Origin of the sequence: Microbacterium oryzae (genome assembly GCF_030406385.1) — a bacterium.
In the GTDB taxonomy this organism is placed as follows: domain Bacteria; phylum Actinomycetota; class Actinomycetes; order Actinomycetales; family Microbacteriaceae; genus Microbacterium; species Microbacterium oryzae_A.
This window is the reverse complement of sequence record NZ_JAUEPM010000005.1, coordinates 22,941-44,631: the sequence shown is the minus strand read 5'-3', so window position 1 is coordinate 44,631 and position 21,691 is coordinate 22,941. Positions and strand designations below refer to the sequence as shown.

Below are 21,691 nucleotides of genomic sequence, written 5' to 3'. Positions count from 1 at the left end.
GCTCAGACGCCGAAGTGCGAGGTGCGCTCGTCTGCTGCGGCGATCTCGGGATCGGTGGATCCGGTCCAGTCGCCGGTGGCGAGGTAGACGATCTTCTTCGCGATCGAGACCGCGTGGTCGCCGAAGCGCTCGTGATAGCGGCTGGCGAGCGCGGCGTCGATGACGTGGCCGACGTCGCCCGAGAACGCCTCGCTCAGCACCTTCTCGTAGACGGTGGCGTGCAGCTCGTCGATGAGGTCGTCGGCGTCGCGGATCTGCGCGGCGTAGGCGAGGTCCTGCGTGCGCAGCAGCTCGACGAGGGTCCGCGCGACGCTGACGTCGAGCTTGCCCATCTTCACGAACGTGCTCTTCAGGCCCTTCGGGATGGCCCGCTCGGGGAAGCGGGAGCGCGCCAGCTGGGCGATGTGCTCGGCGAGGTCGCCCATCCGCTCGAGCGACGCGCTGGTGCGCAGCGCGCTGACGATGATGCGCAGGTCGCGCGCCACCGGCTGCTGCATGGCGAGGGTGTCGATCGCGAGCTCGTCGACCGAGAGCGCGAGCTCGTCGATGCGGGCGTCGTCGGCGATGACCTCCTCGGCGAGGGACACGTCGCCGGTCTCGAAGGCGATCGTCGCCTTGTCGATGGCTACGGTGACCAGCTCGGCGATCTCGACCAGCCGGGTCTGGATGTCCTCGAGGGCCTGGTGGAAGACTTCGCGCATCGGGCGAACCTTTCGTCGGTGTCGGATCTGCCGCAGGCGGCGGCGGTCGCACGTCCAGCGCGCTCGGCGATCCTCGACCTCGAAGGTGAACGGCCGGTGCACGCGGGGTGAACACTGGGTCGAGGCTACCTCGCACGAGCCCGTTCGCAGGGGAGGGCTCTCGGCTGCACTCTACTCTGGAGGCATGCACTCCACGCAGCTCGGGCTGCTCGCGCTCGCCCTGGGGATCCTCCTGGGCGTCGCGGTGACTCTGGTCGTGGTGCTCGCGTTCCGCGCTCGCGAGCGCGCGCTGCGCGAGCAGAGCCGGGCGGTGCCGCCCGCGCTGATCGCGGCTCTCGACGTGATCGACGACGCGAGCGCGATCATCGACGCCTCCGGAGCGGTGGTGGCGGTGTCCGCGCCGGGCACGTGGCTGGGCCTCACCCCCGGGCAGGGGCTGCACGAGGCCGAGCTGCGCGAGCTCGTCAAGGCCGCCCGGCTCGGCGGCGGCGCGCAGACCCAGACGATGCGCATCCGGCGCGGGCGCATCTCCGACGAATCGCGTCTGGTCGTGGCGCGCGCCGCGAGGATCGCCGACCGCCTCACCCTGCTCATCGTGCGCGACATCTCGGAGCAGGAGCGGCTGCAGCAGATGCGGCAGGACTTCATCGCCAACACCAGCCACGAGCTGAAGACGCCCGTCGGCGCGATCGGCCTCCTCGCCGAGGCGATGGACTCGGCCTCGGACGATCCCGATCAGGTGCGCCGCTTCGCGGGCCGGATGTCGGCCGAGGCGCGGCGCCTCGGCGAGCTCACCGCGCGCATCATGAACCTGTCGAAGCTGCAGGCCGCCGACGAGCTCACCGAGGTCGGCGACGTCGCGATCGACGAGGTCGTCGCCGCGGCGATCGAGCAGTATCAGGTGCAGGCCGGCTCCGCCGAGGTCGTCCTCGTGCGCGGCGGGGATCGCGGGCTGCACGTCCGCGGCTCCGCGACCATCCTCGTCGAGGCGCTCGGCAACCTGATCGCCAACGCCATCGCCTACTCCCCGCGCGGATCGCGCGTGGGCATCGGCGTGCGCGGCACGGTCGAGGCCGTCGAGATCGCCGTCACCGACCAGGGCATCGGCATCGCCGAGGCCGATCAGCAGCGCGTGTTCGAGCGCTTCTACCGCGCGGACCAGGCCCGCTCCCGCCGAACGGGCGGCACGGGCCTCGGCCTCGCCATCGTCAAGCACGCAGTCAGCCGGCACGGCGGGGAGGTGCGGCTGTGGTCGCAGCCCGAGCGCGGATCGACGTTCACCATCCGGCTCCCGCGCACGGACGCGCCGCTGGTGGGCGACAGCACGGGACGACGCAAGAAGAAGGGCTCCCGCGCGGTCAACGCCGCGTGAGGGCAGCCCACGGAAGGAAGAAGACGAATGACGCGTGTGCTGCTGGTGGAGGACGAGCCCGATCTCGCCGACCCGCTCGCCTATCTCCTGCGCCGGGAAGGGTACGAGGTGGAGATCGCGGAGGACGCCGACACCGCGCTCGCCTCCTTCCGGAGAGAGGAGCCGGCGGTCATCCTCCTCGACCTCATGCTGCCGGGCATGCCCGGCACCGAGGTGTGCCGTCAGGTGCGCACGACCTCCGCGGTGCCGATCATCATGCTCACCGCGAAGGACTCCGAGGTCGACATCGTCGTGGGGCTCGAGCTGGGCGCCGACGACTACGTCACCAAGCCGTACTCCGCCCGCGAGCTGCTGGCCCGCATGCGCGCGGTGATGCGGCGCACGGCGCCCGCGGAGGCGGATCTCGACGAGCGCGTGCTGCACGGCGGGCGCGTCACGCTCGACATCGACCGGCACACGGTCTCGGTCGACGGCGCTCCGATCAACATGCCGCTGAAGGAGTTCGAGCTGCTCGAGGTGCTCATGCGCAACTCCGGCCGCGTGCTCACCCGCGGGCAGCTCATCGACCGCGTGTGGGGGAGCGACTACTTCGGCGACACCAAGACGCTCGACGTGCACATCAAGCGCATCCGCTCCCGCATCGAGGAGACTCCGAGCGACCCGACGATGCTGGTGACGGTGCGCGGCCTCGGCTACCGCTTCGAGGGCTGAGCGCGGCCGCGAGCGTCGAGCGCGCAGAGAAGGGGCCGAGCGGGAGGATCTCCGCTCGGCCCCTTCTCGCGCAGTGTCGCGCGAAGCGTCAGTGCTCCTCGCCCTCGACGGGCGCGGGCGTCTCCTTCTCGCAGTCGCTCGAGCCATTGCCGGGCACGAGGTCCTCGAACTGCTCGAGGCAGCCGTTCAGCACCGGCACCTCGGTCAGGACGCCCTCGGCGTCACCGGACTGGAAGTAGATGGGAAGCGTGGCGCCCGGGACGGTGTCGATCGCATCGAGCAGCAGCGGGTCCTCCGCCGCGGTGCCGAGGCTCACGACGGAGTCGGCCGGCACGCGGACCGTGGTCGACTCGTCGCCCCACTCGAGCGTGAGGGTCCCCGCGCTCTCGGTGCGGTTCACGAGAGCGGCGGCGAGATTGCCCTGCTCGCCCTCGTCGTCGGCGATCACCACGGCGTTGCGGATCTCGATCGGGGCGCCTTCGGCGTCGGGCACGCTGACGCCGTCCGCCGGCGAGTAGATGATCGTCGTCGCCTGCGAGGTGACGGCCTGGCAACCCGTGGCTCCCAGGATGACGAGGCCGGCAAGGGCGGCGGACGCGAGTGCGCGCGTGTTCACGGATCCTCCAGATGGTGCGGCGTCGCCCGTCGAGCGGACGCTTCCTGCCCATCCTAAAGGGATTCCGGGCTTTCTCGTGGTCGGGGGCGGCCGTGGGCCCGGTCACGGAGGGCGGCGAACCTTAGTGCATCCTCAGCTGTGATATCCTGGAGATCGCCGAAAGGACACATTTCTATGCTTTTTGAGGTTGGCGAGACCGTCGTCTACCCCCATCACGGGGCCGCGACGATCACCGAAGTCAAGACCCGCGTCATCAAGGGCGAGGAGAAGATCTACCTCAAGCTGAACGTCACGCAGGGCGACCTCGTCATCGAGGTTCCCGCCGACAACGTCGACCTGGTCGGCGTGCGGGACGTCATCGGCCAGGAGGGGCTCGACAAGGTCTTCGAGGTGCTGCGTGCGCCGTTCACCGAGGAGCCGACGAACTGGTCGCGTCGCTACAAGGCGAACCTCGAGAAGCTCGCCTCGGGCGACGTGATCAAGGTGAGCGAGGTCGTGCGCGACCTGTGGCGTCGAGACCAGGACCGCGGGCTCTCCGCGGGCGAGAAGCGGATGCTCGCGAAGGCCCGGCAGATCCTCGTCTCCGAGCTCGCGCTTGCGGAGAAGGTCGAGGAGGAGCGGGCAGCCGAGCTCCTCGACGAGGTGCTCGCGAGCAGCTGACCGCTCCACGCGATTCCCGGACGGCCCGGCTCACCCTCGGTGAGCCGGGCCGTCGGCCGTCCGCGCGGGTAGCGTGAGGGCGTGACCACCTTCGCGCCCTCGCCCCGTGTCGCCGTCATCGTCGTCGCCGCCGGATCCGGCACCCGCCTCCAGGCCGGTGCTCCGAAGGCCTTCGTCGGGCTCGACGCGCTGACGATCCTGCGCCATTGCCTGCGCGGCGTGTTCGACGCCCAGCCCGCGCAGGTCGTCATCGTCGCGCCCGAGGAGCGCACCGGGGAGGCGCTCGCGGACGCGCAGGCTGCCGCCGGTGACCGCCGTGACCTCTTCTCCGTCGTCGCGGGCGGGCTCACGCGACAGGAGTCCGTCGCGGCCGGGCTCGCGGCGGTCTGGCCCGATGTCGAGATCGTGCTCGTGCACGACGCCGCCCGCGCGCTGGCGCCGGCCGCGCTCATCGACCGGGTGGTCGAGGCCGTGGAGCGTACCGGGTGGGGGGTCGTTCCCGTGTTGCCCGTCGTCGACACCATCAAGCGGGTCGAGGGCGAGACCGTGACCGCCGTCGTCGACCGCTCGCAGCTGGCGGCCGCGCAGACGCCGCAGGGCTTCCGCCGCGATGTGCTGGAGGCCGCGTACCGCGTCGCCGACGTCGAGTACACCGACGACTCCGCGCTCGTCGCGGCCGCCGGCCATCCGATCGCCACGGTGGCGGGTGACCAGCGCGCGTTCAAGATCACCACTCCCGACGACCTCGAGCGCGCGCGCTCCCTCGTCGGCGCAGCCAGGGCCAACGCCGCTCTGCCGCGCGTCGGCGTCGGAACCGACGTGCACGCCTTCGGCGGCGAGGGCGCGCTGTGGCTGGCCGGCCTGGAATGGCCGGGCGAGCGCGCGCTGTCCGGGCACTCCGACGGCGACGCCGTCTCGCATGCGATCGTCGACGCGCTGCTGTCGGCGGCGGGCCTCGGCGACATCGGCGGCCGCTTCGGCACGGACCGGCCGGAGTTCGCCGGAGCGCACGGGGCGGCCTTCCTCGCCGACACCCGCGCGCACCTCGCCGCCGAGGGATGGGCGATCGGCAACGTCTCGGTGCAGGTGCAGGCAGCGCGGCCGAAGTTCGCGCCCCGCCGCGCGGAGGCCGAGGCAGCCCTGTCTGCCGCGCTCGGCGGCGTTCCCGTCAGTGTCGCGGCGACGACGACCGATGGCCTCGGCTTCACGGCCGACGCCGGCGTGCAGGCCTTCGCCGTGGCGGTCGTCTACCGCGGCTGACGCGTCACGCGGCGGGCGTCACAGCGCACGCGTCATGAAGGTCGACAGCGGGTCAGGCCGGTAGCCCTCGAAGGGCTCGCACTCCACGAAGCCCTCGCTGCCGTACAGCCGCCGCGCGGGCAGGAACGCCGCGTCGCTGCCGGTCTCCAGCCACAGCGATGTCATGCCGCGGGAGCGGGCGTCCGCGACGATGTGGCGCAGGAGCGCGCGCGCGACGCCGCGACCGAGATGGGCGGGGTCCGTGCGGAACGACTTCAGCTCACCGCGTTCGGCGTCGAGCGCCTTGAGGGCCGCGATGCCCGCCACCTCCGGGTCGATCCATGCCGCCCACGCCGTGACGGCGGCGTGCTGCAGGCCCGAGAGGTCGAGGGCGTGCACGCTCTCGGCCGGGGTGCCCGCGAGCATGCCGGCGAGGTGGAGCTCGGCGAGTGCGCGGGTGCGCGGCTCGGCCAGGTCGGCGGGGCGGATGGTGATGGTCACGCGATCTCCTGTCGTGGGTTGCGGGGGCGGCGGGCTCCCCAGGCGGTGAGGGTCAGGCCCGAGGCGAGCACCAGGATGCCGGCGGCGGCGAGCAGGGTGAGCCGCTCGCCCAGGACGGCGAGGCCGAGCACGCTCGCCGTGAGCGGTTCCGCCAGGGTGAGGGTCGCCGCCGTCGCCGCGCGCACCCCCTGGAGGCCCCAGGTGAACGCGGTGTAGGCGAGCGCGGTCGTGACGAGTCCCAGCCAGAGGGCGACGGCCGTCCCCCGCGGCTCGGCGAGCCATGTCACGTCCTGCGGGAGCAGAAGCGCGACGGCGAGCAGCGCCGCGACCGCACCGGCCGCGCCCATGATCGTGAGCGGCCGCCATCCGTCGTCGAGCAGGCGACGCTGCGACACCGTGAAGACCGCGAACGAGGCGCCGGCGCCGACCGAGGCGGCCACGCCGACGGGCGAGGTCGTCGCGTCGCTCTGCCCGCCGAGCGCGAGGACGGCGACGCCCGAGGTCGCCAGCGCCGTGGCGGCGAGCCAGAGGCCCCCGGGGCAGCGGCGCGTGAGCGCCCACTCGAGCGCGCCCGCGAGCACGGGGGCGGAGCCGAGGGCGATGACGGTTCCCACCGCGACGCCGTTGGCCGACGTGCCGAGGAAGAACAGCGGCTGATAGGAGAAGAGGCAGGCGCCGGCGACCCCCATGAGAAGCGCCGAGCGCCCGGTGAGGCGCGGCGACCCGAGGAGACCGCGCGCCCGCCCTCGCGCGCCGGCGATCGCGGCGACGAGCGCCAGCGCGACGCCGCCGACCGCGACGCGGGCGGCTCCCACGCCGAGCGGGGTCGCGCCCTCCGGCCCGAGCGCCTGCGAGGTGCCGGTGGTGCCGAACAGCACGGCGGCGGCCAGCACGGCGAGGACGGGAGGCACCCTACGGTTCTACACGGGCGAGCTCCAAACGCCCATTCCGCCGGGGCGCGCAGGAGCGCGGCCAGTAGTCTGAGAGGGTGACCCTCCGGCTGTACGACACCCGCGCGCAGGCCCTGCGCGACTTCGCGCCCCTCGATCCGGAGAACGTGACCCTCTACGTCTGCGGGCCGACGGTGCAGTCCGGGCCGCACATCGGCCACCTCCGCGCCGCGCTCGCCTTCGACCTGCTGCGCCGGTGGCTGGCGGTGCGGCATCCTCGCGTCACCTTCGTGCGGAACGTCACGGACATCGACGACAAGGTGCTCGCGAACGCGACGGGCGACGAGCCGTGGTGGGCGCTCGCCTACCGCATCGAGCAGGAGTTTGCGGCCGCCTACGCCGCCATCGGCGTCCTCCCGCCGACGTACGAGCCCCGGGCCACGGGGTCGATCCCGCAGATGCAGGAGCTCATCCAGGAGCTCATCGACCGCGGGCACGCCTATGCCGCCGCGGGCGACGTCTACTTCGATGTCCGCTCCTGGCCCGGCTACGGAGCCCTCACGCGCCAGTCCGTCGACGCGATGGAGGACGCCGCCGACGCCGATCCGCGCGGCAAGCGCGACCCGCACGACTTCGCGCTCTGGAAGGGCGCGAAGGAGGGCGAGCCGGGCAGCGCGACCTGGGCCTCGCCGTGGGGCCGAGGACGCCCCGGATGGCACATCGAGTGCTCCGCGATGGCGCGGCGGTACCTCGGCGCCGAGTTCGACATCCACGGTGGCGGCCTCGACCTGCGCTTCCCGCATCACGAGAACGAGCTCGCGCAGTCGACCGCGGCCGGAGACGCCTTCGCCCGCTACTGGGTGCACAACGGCCTCGTGACGGTGGACGGCCAGAAGATGTCGAAGTCGCTGGGCAACTTCACGCTCGCGTCCGACGTCCTCGACGCGCACGACCCGCTGGTCGTCCGATACGCGCTGGCCACGGCTCACTACCGCTCGAACCTCGACCTCACGGCTTCGTCGTGGCGGGAGGCGGAGGCCGCGCTCTCGCGCATCCGCACGTTCCTCGAGCGCTTCCTGCGCGCGCACGAGGCCGGCGCTGTCGCAGCCGCGCTGCCCGAGGCGTTCGTCGCCGCGATGGACGACGACCTCGGGGTGCCCCAGGCGCTCGCGGTCGTGCACGAGACGGTGCGCGCGGGGAACACCGCCCTCGATGCGGGGGACGAAGCGGGTGCGCGAGGCGCGTTCTCAGCCGTCTCCGCCATGATGGATGTCCTGGGTCTGGATCCGCTCGGCGCACTCGCGCGGGCATCCGGTGACGGACCCGCGGCGGAATCCCTCTCCGCGCTCGTCGAGCAGCTCATCGCTCAGCGCGCGCAGGCGCGCGCCGCGAAGGACTGGGCCGGTGCCGACCGCATCCGCGACGCGTTCGCGGCCGCGGGCATCGCCCTCGAAGACACCGCACACGGAACCACTTGGAGTATCAATGGCTAAGCCAGGACGGCCCGGCGCCGCGAAGGGCAAGAAGGGCCCCACGAAGGGCACCGGCGGGAAGAACCGCCGTTCGCTCGAGGGCAAGGGCCCGACCCCGAAGGCCGAGGACCGGCCGTACCACGTCGCGCACAAGCGCAAGCAGTCGGCAGAGCGCCTGAACGCGAAGCGCGGCGGCGGTGCGCAGAAGCCCGCGCAGCGCAGCGCGCGCCCGAAGGACGACACCGAGAACGTCACCGGGCGCAACAGCGTGCTCGAGGCGCTGCGCGCGAAGATCCCCGCGACCGCCCTCTACATCGCCCAGCGCGTGGAGATGGACGACCGCGTCAAGGAGATGCTCGTCATCGCCCGCAACCGCGACATCCCCGTGCTCGAGGTCACCCGGCCCGAGCTCGACCGGATGGCCGGGTTCGACGGGGTGCACCAGGGCGTCGCCCTGAAGGTGCCGCCGTACGAGTACGCGCACCCGCAGGACCTCCTCGAGGAGGTCATCGACCGCGGGCGCACGCCGCTGTTCATCGCCCTCGACGGCATCACCGACCCGCGCAACCTGGGCGCGATCATCCGCTCGACGGGCGCGTTCGGCGGCCACGGCGTCATCGTGCCGCAGCGGCGCTCGGCCGGGGTGAACTCGGCCGCCTGGAAGACGAGCGCCGGCGCCGCCGCGCGCATCCCGGTCGCCATCGCGCCGAACCTCACGACCACGCTCAAGGAGTTCAAGAAGCAGGGCGTGTTCGTCCTCGGACTCGACGGCGAGGGCGACGTGTCGCTGCCGTCCATCGAGCTCGCCGATCGGCCCGTTGTGATCGTCGTCGGCAGCGAGGGCAAGGGACTGTCGCGCCTCGTCACCGAGACGTGCGACCAGGTCGTGTCGATTCCGATCTCCGACGTCACGGAGTCGTTGAACGCCGGCATCGCCGCGTCCGTCGCGCTGTACCAGGTGTCGACGATCCGGGCCGCTCAGGCGTAGTCCGCCGCTTCGCGCACGCGCAAGGCCCCGGTCCGAAGGGACCGGGGCCTTCGCCGTGCCAGGCCGCGCAGCAGGCGTCCTGAGACCGCCTTCGCGCTCGCGGACCGCATGAACGCTCCGAGACCGCGTGCAGCGCGCGCTGTCTCGGAGCGCCGGCGCGGAGGCGGAGCGGAGGCGCGGTCTCGGTCCACTTGCGGGAGCGGATGGTCGCACTTGCGGGAGCGGGTCCGTCCGCCACTCGCGCGAACGGGGCCGTCCGCCGTCTCAGACGAGGTCGCGCCAGTCGCGCGTGGGGCCGGTCGTCGACATCGTCGAGGTGAGGGTCTCGGTGAGGGGGCCCATGATCGTGGCCTCGTCGCGCCGGTGCCGGAGCACGTCGCGGATGTAGCTCGTGAGGGTCTCCGCGAGCGGCACCGAGGCGCCGCGCTGCTGCGACAGGTGCCACCGGTGCTCGAGCACCTGGTGGAACACCTCCGCCGGCTCGAGCTTCGTGCGCAGCTCATACGGGATGGCGCGGACCACGGGCTCGAAGACGCGGGTGAGCCACTCGTGGGCTGCCACGTCCTCGTCGCGGCTCCGCGCCGTGCGCGACCGGTACTCGTCGAGGTCGTTGAGCAGGCGGCGGGCCTGGTTCTCCTCGGCGTCGAGGCCGGTGAGGCGGAGGAGCCGGCGCCGGTGGTGGCCGGCGTCGACGACCTTCGGCTGGATGGACACCCGCGTGCCGTCGGGGTCCGTCTCGATGGTCATCTCGTCGATGTCGAAGCCGAGGGCGTTGAGCCGCTCCACGCGCTCGGTGATCCGCCACGCCTCGGTGAGGGCGAACGACTGCGCCTCGGTGAGGGCCGACCACAGCTCGCGGTAGGTCGCGACGAGCTGGTCGGCGACCTCGACCGCGTCCACGCCGATCTCCACCCGGCCGCCGGCCTCGAGATCCATGATCTCCCCGGCGATGTTCGTCCGCGCGATGTCGATGTCGTGCTCGCGCTGGCCATCCGTCAGCCCGCCCTCGTAGATGTCGCCGGTCTCGGCATCGACGAGGTACGCGGCGAACGCGCCGGCATCGCGTCGGAAGAGGGTGTTGGAGAGCGACACGTCGCCCCAGCGGAAGCCGACCTTGTGCACGCGCACGAGGAGCAGCGCGAGGGCGTCGACGAGCCGGGTGGCGGTGTCGGGGCGCAGCGTCTGCGTGAAGAGCGCGCGGTACGGCATGGAGAACTTCAGGTGCGCGGTCACGAGGGCCGCCGGCAGCGGCCGCCCCTGCTCGTCGGTGCGCCCGTCGATGACGGCGACGCGACGGACGCACGGCGCCTCGAGCCGCTGCAGCGCCCCCAGCAGGTCGTACTCGCGCTGCGCCATCTCCGCGGTCGTCTCCTTGACGGCGATGACGGTCTCCGACAGCTGGCTGAAGCGCACGATGTGGCGCGAGATGCCCTTCGGCAGCTTCACGATGGCGCTGCTGGGCCAGTCCGCGAGCGGGATGCGCCAGGGCAGTGTCAGCAGCTGAGGATCGATCTCGGCGGCGGTGATGCGAAGGGAGTCGGGCATGCTCACGATCCTCTCGCAGAAACGCCGACGGCGCGGCCGGACCAGGAGGTCCGACCGCGCCGCGGTTCGTGGCTCAGGCGGAGGCGATCGCCTTGTCGAGCAGGCGCTCGCCGGTCTCCGCGTCGAAGACGTGGATGTGGTCGGGCGTCGGCAGGAGCGAGACGGTCTCGCCGGCCATGGGGTGCGCGCGGCCGTCGACGCGCGCGACGATCTGCGCGTCGGAGCCCTCGACGTGGCCGTAGAGGTAGCCGTCCGCGCCGAGCTCCTCGACGAGGTCCACCTTGACGGCGAGGCCGTCAGCGCCGGCGGGGCCGACGATGAAGTCCTCGGGGCGGACGCCGACGGTGACCTGCGAGCCGTGCGCGCGGTTGAGCGCGGTGGACTCGACGGGGACCACGCGCGTGCCGAAGGCGATGCCGCCCTGGGCGATCGGGGCGGGGAAGAGGTTCATCGCGGGCGAGCCGATGAAGCCGGCGACGAACACGTTGTTCGGCTTCTCGTAGAGGTCGCGCGGGGTGCCGACCTGCTGGAGCACGCCGTCCTTGAGCACGGCGATGCGGTCGCCCATCGTCAGCGCCTCGGTCTGGTCGTGCGTGACGTAGACCGTGGTGACGCCGAGGCGGCGCTGCAGCGACGCGATCTGCGTGCGGGTCTGCACGCGGAGCTTGGCGTCGAGGTTCGACAGCGGCTCGTCCATGAGGAACACCTGCGGCTCGCGGACGATCGCTCGTCCCATCGCGACGCGCTGACGCTGACCACCCGAGAGGGCCTTCGGCTTGCGGTTGAGGTACTGCTCGAGGTCGAGGAGCTTCGCCGCGTCCTGCACGCGCTTCGCACGCTCGTCCTTGTTCACGCCGGCGATCTTGAGCGCGAAGCCCATGTTCTCGGCGACGGTCATGTGCGGGTACAGCGCGTAGTTCTGGAAGACCATCGCGATGTCGCGGTCCTTCGGCGGCACGTCGGTGACGTCACGGTCGCCGATGAGGATGCGGCCGTCGTTGACCTCCTCGAGGCCCGCGAGCATGCGCAGCGACGTGGACTTCCCGCAGCCCGAGGGGCCGACCAGGACGAGGAACTCGCCGTCGCCCACTTCGAGGTTGAGGTTGTCCACCGCGGGGCGCGTGCCGCCGGGGTAGAGGCGCGTGGCGTCGTCGAAAGTGACACTGGCCATGTCTGTTCTCCTTCACCGGCAGGTACGTGCCGGACGATCCGTAGTGAATGGAACCGACGGGGTGAGCCGCCGTAGGTCCGTCGTTGGACCTGGGGACAGTATGACATCGATCGGCGACTTTGGGGGGAATCGCTTTCCCGACCAGCGGATGGCGGTGGCCGCACGTGTGGGAAAGGCGGCATTCGTGCACCTTCTGCGTGGGTGTTTCTCAGTGACTCGATCTAGCATCGTCGAGGTCGACCGCCCTGAACCCGAGGCGGCGAGGGGGAGTGCAGCAGGCGATGACGAACGAGAATCCGATCGTTCCCGCGGGCAGCGAGCGACGCGACGCCGTGCGGGAGAAAGCGCAGAAGGTCCAGGCCAGGCAGACGCGAGCGAAGGCGCTGCGCCGCGGCGGGATCGCGCTGGTGGTCGTCGCAGCCGTCGTGGCCATCGCGTTCGCCGTGACGAGCGCCGTGCTCCCCGCGCTGAACCGGCCGACGCTGTCGCCCGAGAACCTCGACGACAACGGCCTCGTCGTGGGCGAGGGCGATGACCTCACTCCCATGGCCACCACCTCGCTGCAGACCGAGGAGCCCGCTCCCGAAGCCGGCAGCGCCTCGGGCTCGTCCGCGTCGGCGGTGAGCATCCGCGTCTACGTCGACTACCTCTCGGAGGGGTCGGCGGAGTTCGAGCAGACGAATGCCGCGCAGCTCGCCGAGTGGGTCTCGCAGGGTGCGGCAGATCTCGCCTACCACCCCGTCGCCCTCCTCACCGCGAAGTCCAACGGCACCAAGTACTCCCTGCGCGCAGCGGGGGCCGTGGCCTGTGTGCGGACGCATTCGCCCGAAGCCGCCCTCGCCTATAACCACGCCCTGCTCGTAGATCAGCCCTCCGCCGACAGCGACGGCTACACCGACGACGAGCTCGCCTCCATGGCCGCCGCCGTGGGCGCGGACGACGCGGACGCCGTGCGCGACTGCATCGAGAACGAGGATTTCGTCACCTGGGCGAGCGACACCACGCAGGACGTGCTCGAGAATCCGCTGCCCGACACCGACGGCGTCGAGCTCGCCGGTGCGCCGATGATCCTCGTGAACGGCCGGCCCTACCAGGGGCAGCTCGACGACCCGGCCGAGTTCGCCCAGTTCGTGCTCACGGTGTCGAGCGACGCGTACTACTCCACCGCGACGCCGACGCCCGCGCCCGCCGAGTAGCGGGAGCGGCCGTCGCGCGGCGGTATGCTTTCCTGGTCCCTTCGGGGCCGTCGCCGGCTTAGCTCAGTTGGTAGAGCACCTGTCTTGTAAACAGGGGGTCATCGGTTCGAACCCGGTAGCCGGCACCACATCTCCGCGAGACCACGCGGATGGGATCCCGGCGGACGCGACCGCTCTCGCCGTGAACTAGGCTGATCGGCGAGCGGACCCTTCACGCCGTGCGTTTCCCAGAGGCGCGTGCGGGGACCGCTCATCGCAGGGCCAATCGGGGGCGTAGTTCGGCTACGACACACGCCTGCCCTGCCGACGCCTCTCCTGGGTGAAGACCCCCCGGGGGAGGCGTCGTCGTCTCCCGGCCGCGTCGAGCGCGGAACGGATCAGCTCCCCGGGCGGATGGCCGTGGCGGCTTCCGCGCAGACGCCCCAGAGCGCATAGGCGCTGAGTCCCAGCGCCAGCAGCTTCTCGCGCCCCGACCCCGTGTCCCCGAGCACCGGGACGGCGATACCGCCGCCGCGCAGCCAGATGTGACGCAGCAGGGGAGTGCGCCGGGCCCAGCGGGGCGAGGGGATGCGGATGGGCCAGAGGAAGGGCACACCGCCCGTCGTCAGCAGGTCGCCGATGATGTGCGCGACGTAGCCGACGCCGAGGCACCACGGCAGCCACGTCAGCTGCTCGGGGGCGAGCAGACCCGCGATGGCGCCGAGTGCGGTGCCGCCCAGCCAGGCGGGCCCCCAGCGCCGGGCGATGCGGAGCGCCTTGAGCGCGGGCGCCGTGCATGCTGCGACGGCCAGCGCGACGCCGAGGAGGAACGGGTCAGCGTCGCCGCCGGGCTGCCAGACGATCTGGCCGAGGTAGCGCATGCCGATCATCACGGCGGCGACCGCCAGCAGCGAGTGCATGCCCTTGCGATGCCCGCCGGACACCGCCCCGAGCACCTCGGCGGCCAGTCGGCCGGCGACGGGAACCGCGCGGGCCACGGTCGCGCTGTGGTGATCGGCATCGGGCAGGAGCGCCGCGCCCGCGGCGATGGGCGCGCCGAGGAGAACCGCGGCGGGCGTCAGCTCGTGGACGCCGACGGCGGGAAGGGCCGTGGCGGTGAGGGCGATCCACGCGGCGGCACCGCTGGCGGCATGAGAGGTCCCCATCATGGTGGCGGATGCTCCTTCGAAAGGTTCGGGGTGACTGCGCGTCACGCCGTCGGGACGACCGCCAGGCTATGTCCGACCGCAGACATCGGCCCGGCGGCGCGAACACCGCTCCAGCACGTCCGGCGCCCTCCCAGCCCCGCTCGGGTAGACTGACCGGAGCTTGCAGTGCGAACTCGCCGCCTCTCACGGCCCTCGCCTCAGCTCACCGGCCCAGCGCCATCCGCCGCACCGAAGCGAGCGGCAGTCGCTGAGGCCGTCGCATCCGGGCCATCCGCCCGTGGGTGCCCGCATCAGACGAGAAGAGTGAACATGACCATGCCCCGCCTCCACGACCCGCACCATACCGGTGAGCCGCTTGCCTGGAAGCAGGCGGCAGACGACGTTTTCGTCGCCACGCACGCCGGCGAGTTCGCCGGCTTCGTGACGATCGACGGACACCGCCACTTCGCGCACGACCGCCACAGCCTGCCGATCGGGGAGTACGCCTCCCTGGCCGCCGCTCTCGGCGTGCTCGAGGAGCGGGCGAAGCCCGCCTCGCCCGCGGCGCGCGTGCGCTCGACCCGCAACCGCCGTCGCGCGCGCCCCGCGCTCGTCTGAGCGCGACCCGCCTGGGCTCGAGCTACCGGGGGTCTCCGCCGGGCATCCGCCCGAGCACGCGATCGGGGTCGACCGCGGCGCGGAACGCCTCCCGCTCGCGCGGCGGGCGACCGCCGACGTACAGCCAGCCGAGCAGCTTCTCGCGGCGCGTGAGGCCGTGCGCCTTCGCCACGGCGGCAGAGCGGACGAATCCGCCGGTGCGCCACATGACGCCCCACCCCGCCTCGTCGAGGAGGAGGCTCAGCATGTGCGCCACGCCCGAGGCGACAGCCTCCTGCTCCCACTCCTCGACCTTGTCGCTCGGCTTGGGGCTCGAGACGATCGCGATGAGAAGCGGCGCGCGCAGCGGCTTCGTGGAGGGACCGTCGCCGGTCGCCTCGCCGATCGCCCGACCGAGCCGCATCCGGTCGTCGCCGCGCAGCTCGATGAGCCGCCACGGCGCGAGATTCGCGTGGTCGGCGACGCGCGACGCCGCGGCGATCAGCGGCAGCAGCTCCTCGCGCGTTGGCGCGTCGTCGGTGACCTTCGACCAGGAGCGGCGGGCCCGGGCGGATTCCAGCGCCGAGCCCGCGGTCGTCGCGCTCACGCCTCGGGCGTGAAGTTCAGCGACAGCGAGTTCATGCAGTAGCGGTCGCCGGTCGGGGTGCCGAAGCCGTCGGGGAAGACGTGCCCGAGGTGCGAGCCGCAGTTCGCGCAGCGGACCTCGGTGCGCACCATGCCGTGGCTGTTGTCCTCGAGCAGCTGCACGGCCTCGGGCCGGACCGACTCGTAGAAGCTCGGCCATCCGCAGTGGGAGTCGAACTTCGTGCCGCTCTGGAACAGCTCGGAGCCGCACGCCGCACAGGTGTAGAGACCCGCGCGCTCCTCGTCGAGGAGCTCACCCGTCCACGGCCGCTCGGTCCCGGCCTCGCGCAGCACCGCGTACTGCTCGGGCGAGAGCTCCTCGCGCCACTGCTCATCCGACTTCTCGACCTGGTACGACATACGCCGATTCTACTGCCGCAGCCGATGGCCGGGGCCGGGCGGAGGGGCAGGCGCACGGGGGAGAATGGCCGGGATGGACGAGGTCGAGCAGGTCAGGGAGCGCTTCGCGCGCTTCGCCGCGGACGAGGCCCCTGGGCGCTCGCACGTGTACGAGGAGTATGCGCTCGAGGTGGCATCGGACGACGCGCTCGCCGGCGTTCTCGCCCGCATTCCGGCCGCGCACCGCCAGCCCCCGCTCGTGTTCGCCGTCACGCGGCTGCTGGGGGCTCCGCTCGACCCGGCCGACTGGGCCGCCTTCGTCCTCGCCCACGCCGACGAGATCGTCGGCGAGTGCGCGCGCCGCAGCCTGCAGACCAACGAGCCCCTGCGGTGTGCGGCGCTGCTCCCCGCTCTGTCGCTCGTCGACGGGCCGATCGCCCTCCTCGAGCTCGGCGCCTCCGGCGGCCTGTGCCTGTATCCCGATCGCTACTCCTATCGCTATGCCGATTCCGCCGGCGGAAGGATGGCGGTGGATCCGGCGGACGGGCCATCCTGCGTCGTGCTCTCGGCGGAGTGGGCCGGGCCCCGGGCTTCGCTCCGGGTGCCCGAGATCGTGTGGCGCGCGGGCATCGACCTGGAGCCGCGCGACCCGTGCAGCGATGCCGACCGCGCCTGGCTCACGACGCTGGTGTGGCCGGGTGAGCACGGGCGGCGCGAGCGGATCGAGGCGGCCCTCGACATCGCCGCCGCCGATCCGCCGCTGCTCGTGTCGGGCGACGCGGGCGACGTGGCGCTCCTGCGCACCGTCGCCGCCGGCGCTCCCCGTGAGGCGACGCTCGTCATCTCGACGCCCGGCGTGCTGCCCTATCTGCCGCGCGCGCGCCGCGACGCGCTGATCACCGCCATCCGGGAGATGGACGCGCGGTGGATCACGCTCGATGCTCCCGGTCTGCACGGCGGATGGACCGAGCCGATCGATCGCGGCACGTGGCCCGGCGGTTTCGCGCTCGCCCTCGACGGCCGAGTGCTCGCCGCGGCCGACTCGCTGGGGGCGCGCGTCGAGTGGCGAGCCTGAACGGGGGCGGCCCTCGGCGGTCGTAGCCTCGGGGGATGCCGTCCGCACTCGACCTCGATGACCGCGACCGCGCCATCCTCGCCTTCGAGGCGAGCTGGACCGGGCACGGCGGCGCGAAGGAGGAGGCGATCCGCGCGCAGCTCGCGCTGACGCCGGCGCGGTACTACCAGCTGCTGGGCCGGCTCATCGACACCGAGGCCGCGCTCGCCGCGGATCCGCTGCTCGTGAACCGGCTGCGCCGCGTGCGGGATGAGCGCGCCGCCGCGCGCCTCCGCGTCGCCAGCGGATCCACCGAGACCGCCCGATAGCATCGAGGGATGCCGAGCAGCTACCCCCGGGACCGCTTCGACGAGATCCCCCGCACATCGGGACGCGTCGGCGCGCATCGCGCGGAGAACCCGGGGTTGGGCACGGCCGCGATGCTCCTGTGGGCGGCGGTCGCCACAGTCGTCCTCATGATCGTCGGCATCGTCGTCTTCCTGCAGCTGTCGCACCAGAGCACCGCGCCGACCACCTCGACGCAGCCGTCGGCGGTGCAGACGACCGACCCCGTCGTCGACACCTCCTACTCGGTGCTCATCCTCAACGGCACCGCCACCGAGGGCCTCGACGACGAGGTCGCCGACCAGCTCGCGGCCGCCGGCTTCGCCGAGGACGCGCTCACGACGGCCGACTCCGAGACGACCGACTTCGAGGCGACGACCGTGTTCTACGCGGCCCCCGATGACGAGGCGGCCGCCCGCGGCCTGGCCGAGGCGATCGGCACGGCGGAGGTGGCCGAGAGCACCACCTACAGCGCGGCGGGCGAGAAGCAGCTGACGGTGGTCGTCGGGCTGGACCGCGCGGCCGCTCGCTGACCGGGACCCCTCGCGATCCGCCGCGATTCCGGCTTGCACTCGGTGGGGTCGAGTGCCAAAATGGCATTAGCACTCCCGTTGAGAGAGTGCTAAACCCATACCTACGTCCGGGAGGGACGACAAACACATGGCAAAGATCATCGCTTTCGACGAAGAGGCCCGTCGCGGCCTCGAGCGCGGCCTCAACACGCTGGCCGACGCCGTCAAGGTGACGCTCGGCCCGCGTGGTCGCAACGTCGTACTCGAGAAGAAGTGGGGCGCCCCCACCATCACGAACGACGGCGTCTCCATCGCCAAGGAGATCGAGCTCGACGACCCGTACGAGAAGATCGGCGCTGAGCTCGTCAAGGAGGTCGCGAAGAAGACCGACGACGTCGCCGGTGACGGCACGACGACGGCCACCGTCCTCGCCCAGGCGCTGGTCCGCGAGGGCCTTCGCAACGTCGCCGCGGGCGCCGACCCCATCAGCCTGAAGCGCGGCATCGAGAAGGCCGTCAAGGCCGTCACCGACGAGCTGCTCTCCAGCGCCAAGGAGATCGAGTCCAAGGAGCAGATCGCCGCCACGGCTTCGATCTCCGCCGCTGACCCCTCGATCGGCGAGCTGATCGCCGAGGCGATCGACAAGGTCGGCAAGGAGGGCGTCGTCACGGTCGAGGAGGCCCAGGCCTTCGGCACCGAGCTCGAGCTCACGGAGGGCATGCGCTTCGACAAGGGCTACCTGAACCCGTACTTCGTCACGGACCCGGAGCGCCAGGAGGCGGTCTTCGAGGACCCCTACATCCTCATCGCGAACCAGAAGATCTCCAACATCAAGGACCTTCTGCCCGTCGTCGACAAGGTGATCCAGTCGGGCAAGGAGCTCGTCATCATCGCCGAGGACGTCGAGGGCGAGGCGCTCGCGACCCTGGTGCTGAACAAGATCCGCGGCATCTTCAAGTCGGTCGCCGTCAAGGCTCCCGGCTTCGGCGACCGTCGCAAGGCGCAGCTGCAGGACATCGCGATCCTCACCGGCGGCCAGGTCATCACCGAGGAGGTCGGCCTCAAGCTCGAGAACACCGACCTCGACCTGCTCGGCCGTGCCCGCAAGGTCATCATCACCAAGGACGAGACCACCATCGTCGAGGGCGCCGGCGAGGCGGACCAGATCGAGGGCCGCGTCACGCAGATCCGTCGCGAGATCGAGAACACCGACAGCGACTACGACCGCGAGAAGCTCCAGGAGCGCCTCGCGAAGCTCGCCGGCGGCGTCGCCGTCATCAAGGCGGGCGCGGCGACCGAGGTCGAGCTCAAGGAGCGCAAGCACCGCATCGAGGACGCCGTCCGCAACGCGAAGGCGGCCGTCGAGGAGGGCATCGTCCCCGGTGGTGGCGTCGCCCTCATCCAGGCCGCCAAGGTGGCGTTCCAGGGCCTCGAGCTCTCGGGCGACGAGGCGACCGGTGCGAACATCGTGAAGATCGCGATCGAGGCTCCGCTCAAGCAGATCGCACTCAACGCGGGCCTCGAGCCCGGCGTCGTCGCGAACAAGGTCGCCGAGCTCCCCGTGGGCCAGGGCCTCAACGCCGCGACCGGCGAGTACGTCGACCTGTTCGCCGCGGGCATCATCGACCCGGCGAAGGTCACGCGCTCCGCGCTGCAGAACGCCGCGTCGATCGCCGGCCTCTTCCTCACCACGGAGGCCGTCGTCGCCGACAAGCCGGAGAAGGCAGCCGCCGCTCCCGCCGACCCCACGGGCGGCATGGACTTCTGACCCCGACGGGTCGAGGCCGGTGACGGCCTGACGTCCATCCACACGAAGGGCCCCTCCGCGAGGAGGGGCCCTTCCGCGTGTCCGGAGGCTGCTGCCTCCTCAGCGGAACAACGACGCGGCGGACTGCTCGGCGTCGGCGTACTGGGTGCCGGCGATGTTCAGCGCCTGCCCGATGGAGGCGAGCGATTCCTGGATCGCCAGCTGCGCGGAGCGCCACTGGTCCATGACGCCCTGAAAGCCCGCTGCCGCCGATCCGTGCCAGACGGACTTCAGCTCGGCGAGCTGACCGAGCAGCGTGTCGGACTCGCTCTGCAGGCGATCGCAGGTGGCGCGGACATTGACGGACTGCGAGACGATGGCATCGCTGTCGGCGGAGAAGACGGGCATCCTGGGGCTCCTGTTCATCGCGGCGCGCCGGTGGTCGACGCATTCTCACGCTAGGAGCCGGAGGCGGTCTCCTCGCCGTCGTCCACAGCGGCGTCGGCGGACACCGGGGCCGGGGAGGCCTGTGCACGCGACGACAGCTCCGCGCCCTCGCGCGCGAGGGGGAAGCCGACGCGGAAGGTCGCTCCGCCGCCCGGGGTGTCGTGGACCTCGACCGTTCCGCTCAGCGACTCGACGATGGAGGCCACGATCGACAGGCCGAGGCCGCTGCCCCCGGTCTCCCGCGCACGCGAGGTGTCCGCGCGCCAGAAGCGCTGGAAGACCTTCTCGCGGATCGACTCGGGAACCCCCTCCCCGTGATCGACGATCGCGATCCATCCCGCGTGCGCCTCGGCGTCCACGCCGACCTCGATGACGATCGGCGCCTCGGGCGGGCTGTAGCGCCGCGCGTTGCCCAGGAGGTTCGAGACGACCTGGCGGATCTTGTCCTCGTCACCGCGCACGATGGGGGGCAGCGCGACGGGCTTCGACGGCGGCTGCACGGGGATGTCGAGCTGAGTGACGAAGGGGTCGTCGTCCCCGGCAGCGGGGCGGCGGCGGCGCAGAGCGGCGGAGGCGCGTGCGATGGCGGCGGTGCGCGGCGGCACCCACCGTCGGCGCGGGGCGTCGTCCGACTCCACGGGACCCTCGAGCTGCGAGAGGTCGGGCAGCGTCACCGACGCGGTGAGCGCCTGGAAGGTGTGGTCGACGACCGTGACATTGCGCCCCGGGTCCGCCGCGCGCACATCGAGCGCTGCGTCGTGCGCGATGGGACGCAGATCGACGGGGCGGATGTCCAGCTCGCGGTGGTCGTCGAGGCGGGTGAGGGCGAGCAGGTCCTCGACCAGGAGAGCCATCCGCTTCGCCTCGGCCTCGATCCGCTCCATCGCCTTGGCGGTGGCCTCCTCGTCCTGCAGGGCGCCCATCCGGTACAGCTCCGCGTAGCCGCGCACGCTCACGAGCGGCGTGCGCAGCTCATGGCTGGCGTCGCCGATGAACCGTCGCATCTGGCGCACGGTCGCGTCGCGCTCGTCGATCGCGCCGTCGATGCGATCGAGCATGGTGTTGATCGCCATCTTGAGGCGACCGATCTCGGTGCGCGGCTCGATGTCGGTCATGCGCTGGCTGAAGTCGCCCGACGCGATCTCCATCGCGGTCGCCTCGACCTGGCCGAAGCGGCGGAACGTGAGCGTGACGAGCCCGCGCGTGAGGAACGCGGCGATGATGACGGTCGCGGTCGCGACGAGCGTGAAGACCGCGATGTAGGTGCGCATGAAGGCGTCCACGCCGGTGAGCGGAAGCGCGATCATCGTCGCGTACGGCAGGTCGTAGCTCTCCGACTGCAGCGTGTTGACGGAGACGGCGGCGTGGAACCCCGACCCCGAGCCGCTCGTGGACTCGAGGATGAGCGTGTCGCCGCGCTTCATGTAGGCCTGATCCAGTGGCAGCTGTCGCGGAAACGCCGGGTCGGGCTGATTCTCGGCGCCCCCGGCCGTGGCGAGCAGCTCGCCCTCGCGGTTGTACATGGCGACGGAGTACTCCGTGCGCGGCTCGTTGTCGGACGGCACGAACATCAGGTCGCCCGATGCCGTCGTGAGGGGCGTGAGCAGCCGCTCGGCGACGTTGGACTGCGCGTACTCCTGGACGGTGCTGTCCACCGTGCTCAGCAGATTGACGCGCAGGATCGGGAGCGTCGCGAGCCCCGCGGCCAGCAGGCCCGACGCCAGCACGAACACGGTGACCCCGGTCACCTTGGCCCGCAGGCTCACGCGACGCCACCAGCGGGTCACCGTGTCGAGCTTGCGTGCCAGGGCCGGGC

The 21,691-nt window shown here is 71.9% G+C and carries 23 protein-coding genes and 1 tRNA gene; 13 read left to right on the top strand and 11 right to left on the bottom strand.

The window, feature by feature from the left end:
- Window positions 1-2: 2 nt before the first annotated feature.
- Window positions 3-701 (bottom strand): phosphate signaling complex protein PhoU, encoded by a 699-nt coding sequence (phoU, locus tag QWJ90_RS09015; protein WP_290107402.1) that lies wholly within the window; start codon window positions 699-701, stop codon window positions 3-5.
- Window positions 702-885: 184 nt separating this feature from the next.
- On the opposite strand from phoU, the gene QWJ90_RS09010 reads away from it, so the two are divergent.
- Window positions 886-2,073 (top strand): sensor histidine kinase, encoded by a 1,188-nt coding sequence (locus QWJ90_RS09010; protein ID WP_290107401.1) that lies wholly within the window; start codon window positions 886-888, stop codon window positions 2,071-2,073.
- Between the two features lie 27 nt (window positions 2,074-2,100).
- Window positions 2,101-2,784, top strand: a complete 684-nt coding sequence (locus QWJ90_RS09005; protein WP_290107400.1) for a response regulator transcription factor — start codon at window positions 2,101-2,103, stop codon at window positions 2,782-2,784.
- Window positions 2,785-2,872: 88 nt separating this feature from the next.
- Here QWJ90_RS09005 and QWJ90_RS09000 read toward each other — a convergent pair whose 3' ends face one another.
- Entirely contained in the window at window positions 2,873-3,400 is a 528-nt protein-coding gene (locus QWJ90_RS09000) for a DNA modification methylase (protein ID WP_290107398.1), read from the bottom strand.
- 174 nt (window positions 3,401-3,574) lie between these two features.
- Here QWJ90_RS09000 and QWJ90_RS08995 point away from each other — a divergent pair, with 174 nt between their 5' ends.
- Complete coding sequence (locus QWJ90_RS08995; RefSeq protein ID WP_290107397.1) at window positions 3,575-4,060, top strand: CarD family transcriptional regulator; 486 nt, start codon at window positions 3,575-3,577, stop codon at window positions 4,058-4,060.
- Window positions 4,061-4,141: 81 nt separating this feature from the next.
- Window positions 4,142-5,320: a 2-C-methyl-D-erythritol 4-phosphate cytidylyltransferase gene (ispD, locus tag QWJ90_RS08990; protein ID WP_290107396.1), complete on the top strand. Its 1,179-nt coding sequence runs from the start codon at window positions 4,142-4,144 to the stop codon at window positions 5,318-5,320.
- Window positions 5,321-5,338: 18 nt separating this feature from the next.
- Here the strand turns inward: ispD and QWJ90_RS08985 are convergent, their stop codons facing one another.
- Window positions 5,339-5,800, bottom strand: coding sequence for a GNAT family N-acetyltransferase (locus QWJ90_RS08985; protein WP_290107394.1), 462 nt, complete (start codon window positions 5,798-5,800; stop codon window positions 5,339-5,341).
- Entirely contained in the window at window positions 5,797-6,711 is a 915-nt protein-coding gene (locus tag QWJ90_RS08980; protein WP_290107392.1) for a DMT family transporter, read from the bottom strand. The genes QWJ90_RS08985 and QWJ90_RS08980 overlap by 4 nt, the downstream gene beginning before the upstream one ends.
- 77 nt (window positions 6,712-6,788) lie before the next feature.
- Here QWJ90_RS08980 and cysS point away from each other — a divergent pair, with 77 nt between their 5' ends.
- Together cysS and rlmB are read left to right on the top strand one after the other, a co-directional pair.
- The gene (gene cysS / locus QWJ90_RS08975) at window positions 6,789-8,183 is read left to right on the top strand and encodes a cysteine--tRNA ligase (RefSeq protein ID WP_290107391.1); all 1,395 of its coding nucleotides are present in this window, start codon (window positions 6,789-6,791) and stop codon (window positions 8,181-8,183) included.
- Window positions 8,176-9,150, top strand: coding sequence for a 23S rRNA (guanosine(2251)-2'-O)-methyltransferase RlmB (rlmB, locus tag QWJ90_RS08970; RefSeq protein WP_156243109.1), 975 nt, complete (start codon window positions 8,176-8,178; stop codon window positions 9,148-9,150). The genes cysS and rlmB overlap by 8 nt, the downstream gene beginning before the upstream one ends.
- Window positions 9,151-9,414: 264 nt before the next feature.
- Here rlmB and QWJ90_RS08965 read toward each other — a convergent pair whose 3' ends face one another.
- Both QWJ90_RS08965 and QWJ90_RS08960 read right to left on the bottom strand, forming a co-directional pair.
- Window positions 9,415-10,695, bottom strand: coding sequence for a DUF4032 domain-containing protein (locus tag QWJ90_RS08965; protein WP_290107390.1), 1,281 nt, complete (start codon window positions 10,693-10,695; stop codon window positions 9,415-9,417).
- A 73-nt stretch (window positions 10,696-10,768) separates the two neighbouring features.
- Window positions 10,769-11,866: an ABC transporter ATP-binding protein gene (locus tag QWJ90_RS08960; protein ID WP_290107388.1), complete on the bottom strand. Its 1,098-nt coding sequence runs from the start codon at window positions 11,864-11,866 to the stop codon at window positions 10,769-10,771.
- Window positions 11,867-12,147: 281 nt separating this feature from the next.
- On the opposite strand from QWJ90_RS08960, the gene QWJ90_RS08955 reads away from it, so the two are divergent.
- Both QWJ90_RS08955 and QWJ90_RS08950 read left to right on the top strand, forming a co-directional pair.
- Window positions 12,148-13,062 (top strand): DsbA family protein, encoded by a 915-nt coding sequence (locus tag QWJ90_RS08955; RefSeq protein ID WP_290107386.1) that lies wholly within the window; start codon window positions 12,148-12,150, stop codon window positions 13,060-13,062.
- A gap of 52 nt (window positions 13,063-13,114) precedes the next feature.
- Window positions 13,115-13,190: transfer RNA gene (locus QWJ90_RS08950), tRNA-Thr, on the top strand.
- Window positions 13,191-13,439: 249 nt separating this feature from the next.
- Here the strand turns inward: QWJ90_RS08950 and QWJ90_RS08945 are convergent.
- On the bottom strand, window positions 13,440-14,210 hold the full coding sequence (locus tag QWJ90_RS08945; protein ID WP_290107385.1) for a metal-dependent hydrolase: 771 nt from the start codon (window positions 14,208-14,210) through the stop codon (window positions 13,440-13,442).
- A 309-nt stretch (window positions 14,211-14,519) separates the two neighbouring features.
- Between QWJ90_RS08945 and QWJ90_RS08940 the strand changes: the two genes are divergently transcribed.
- Window positions 14,520-14,807, top strand: coding sequence for a hypothetical protein (locus QWJ90_RS08940; RefSeq protein ID WP_290107384.1), 288 nt, complete (start codon window positions 14,520-14,522; stop codon window positions 14,805-14,807).
- A gap of 22 nt (window positions 14,808-14,829) precedes the next feature.
- Here QWJ90_RS08940 and QWJ90_RS08935 read toward each other — a convergent pair whose 3' ends face one another.
- The gene (locus QWJ90_RS08935) at window positions 14,830-15,393 is read right to left on the bottom strand and encodes a nitroreductase family protein (protein WP_290107383.1); all 564 of its coding nucleotides are present in this window, start codon (window positions 15,391-15,393) and stop codon (window positions 14,830-14,832) included.
- Window positions 15,390-15,791: a peptide-methionine (R)-S-oxide reductase MsrB gene (gene msrB / locus QWJ90_RS08930; protein WP_290107382.1), complete on the bottom strand. Its 402-nt coding sequence runs from the start codon at window positions 15,789-15,791 to the stop codon at window positions 15,390-15,392. The genes QWJ90_RS08935 and msrB overlap by 4 nt, the downstream gene beginning before the upstream one ends.
- Window positions 15,792-15,864: 73 nt before the next feature.
- Between msrB and QWJ90_RS08925 the strand changes: the two genes are divergently transcribed.
- The 4 genes from QWJ90_RS08925 (at window position 15,865) to groL (ending at window position 19,449) form a co-directional block, all read left to right on the top strand.
- Entirely contained in the window at window positions 15,865-16,845 is a 981-nt protein-coding gene (locus tag QWJ90_RS08925) for a DUF2332 domain-containing protein (protein ID WP_290107380.1), read from the top strand.
- A gap of 35 nt (window positions 16,846-16,880) precedes the next feature.
- Window positions 16,881-17,153 carry a DUF3263 domain-containing protein gene (locus QWJ90_RS08920; protein ID WP_290107379.1) on the top strand — a complete coding sequence of 91 codons (273 nt, stop codon included), beginning with the start codon at window positions 16,881-16,883 and terminating at the stop codon, window positions 17,151-17,153.
- Window positions 17,154-17,162: 9 nt separating this feature from the next.
- Window positions 17,163-17,702 carry a LytR C-terminal domain-containing protein gene (locus QWJ90_RS08915; protein ID WP_290107378.1) on the top strand — a complete coding sequence of 180 codons (540 nt, stop codon included), beginning with the start codon at window positions 17,163-17,165 and terminating at the stop codon, window positions 17,700-17,702.
- A gap of 127 nt (window positions 17,703-17,829) precedes the next feature.
- Window positions 17,830-19,449 carry a chaperonin GroEL gene (groL, locus tag QWJ90_RS08910; RefSeq protein ID WP_156243120.1) on the top strand — a complete coding sequence of 540 codons (1,620 nt, stop codon included), beginning with the start codon at window positions 17,830-17,832 and terminating at the stop codon, window positions 19,447-19,449.
- A gap of 99 nt (window positions 19,450-19,548) precedes the next feature.
- On the opposite strand, the gene QWJ90_RS08905 is transcribed toward groL, so the two are convergent.
- Window positions 19,549-19,836: a WXG100 family type VII secretion target gene (locus QWJ90_RS08905; RefSeq protein WP_290107377.1), complete on the bottom strand. Its 288-nt coding sequence runs from the start codon at window positions 19,834-19,836 to the stop codon at window positions 19,549-19,551.
- 50 nt (window positions 19,837-19,886) lie between these two features.
- Window positions 19,887-21,662, bottom strand: coding sequence for a sensor histidine kinase (locus QWJ90_RS08900; RefSeq protein WP_290107375.1), 1,776 nt, complete (start codon window positions 21,660-21,662; stop codon window positions 19,887-19,889).
- Window positions 21,663-21,691 lie beyond the last annotated feature (29 nt).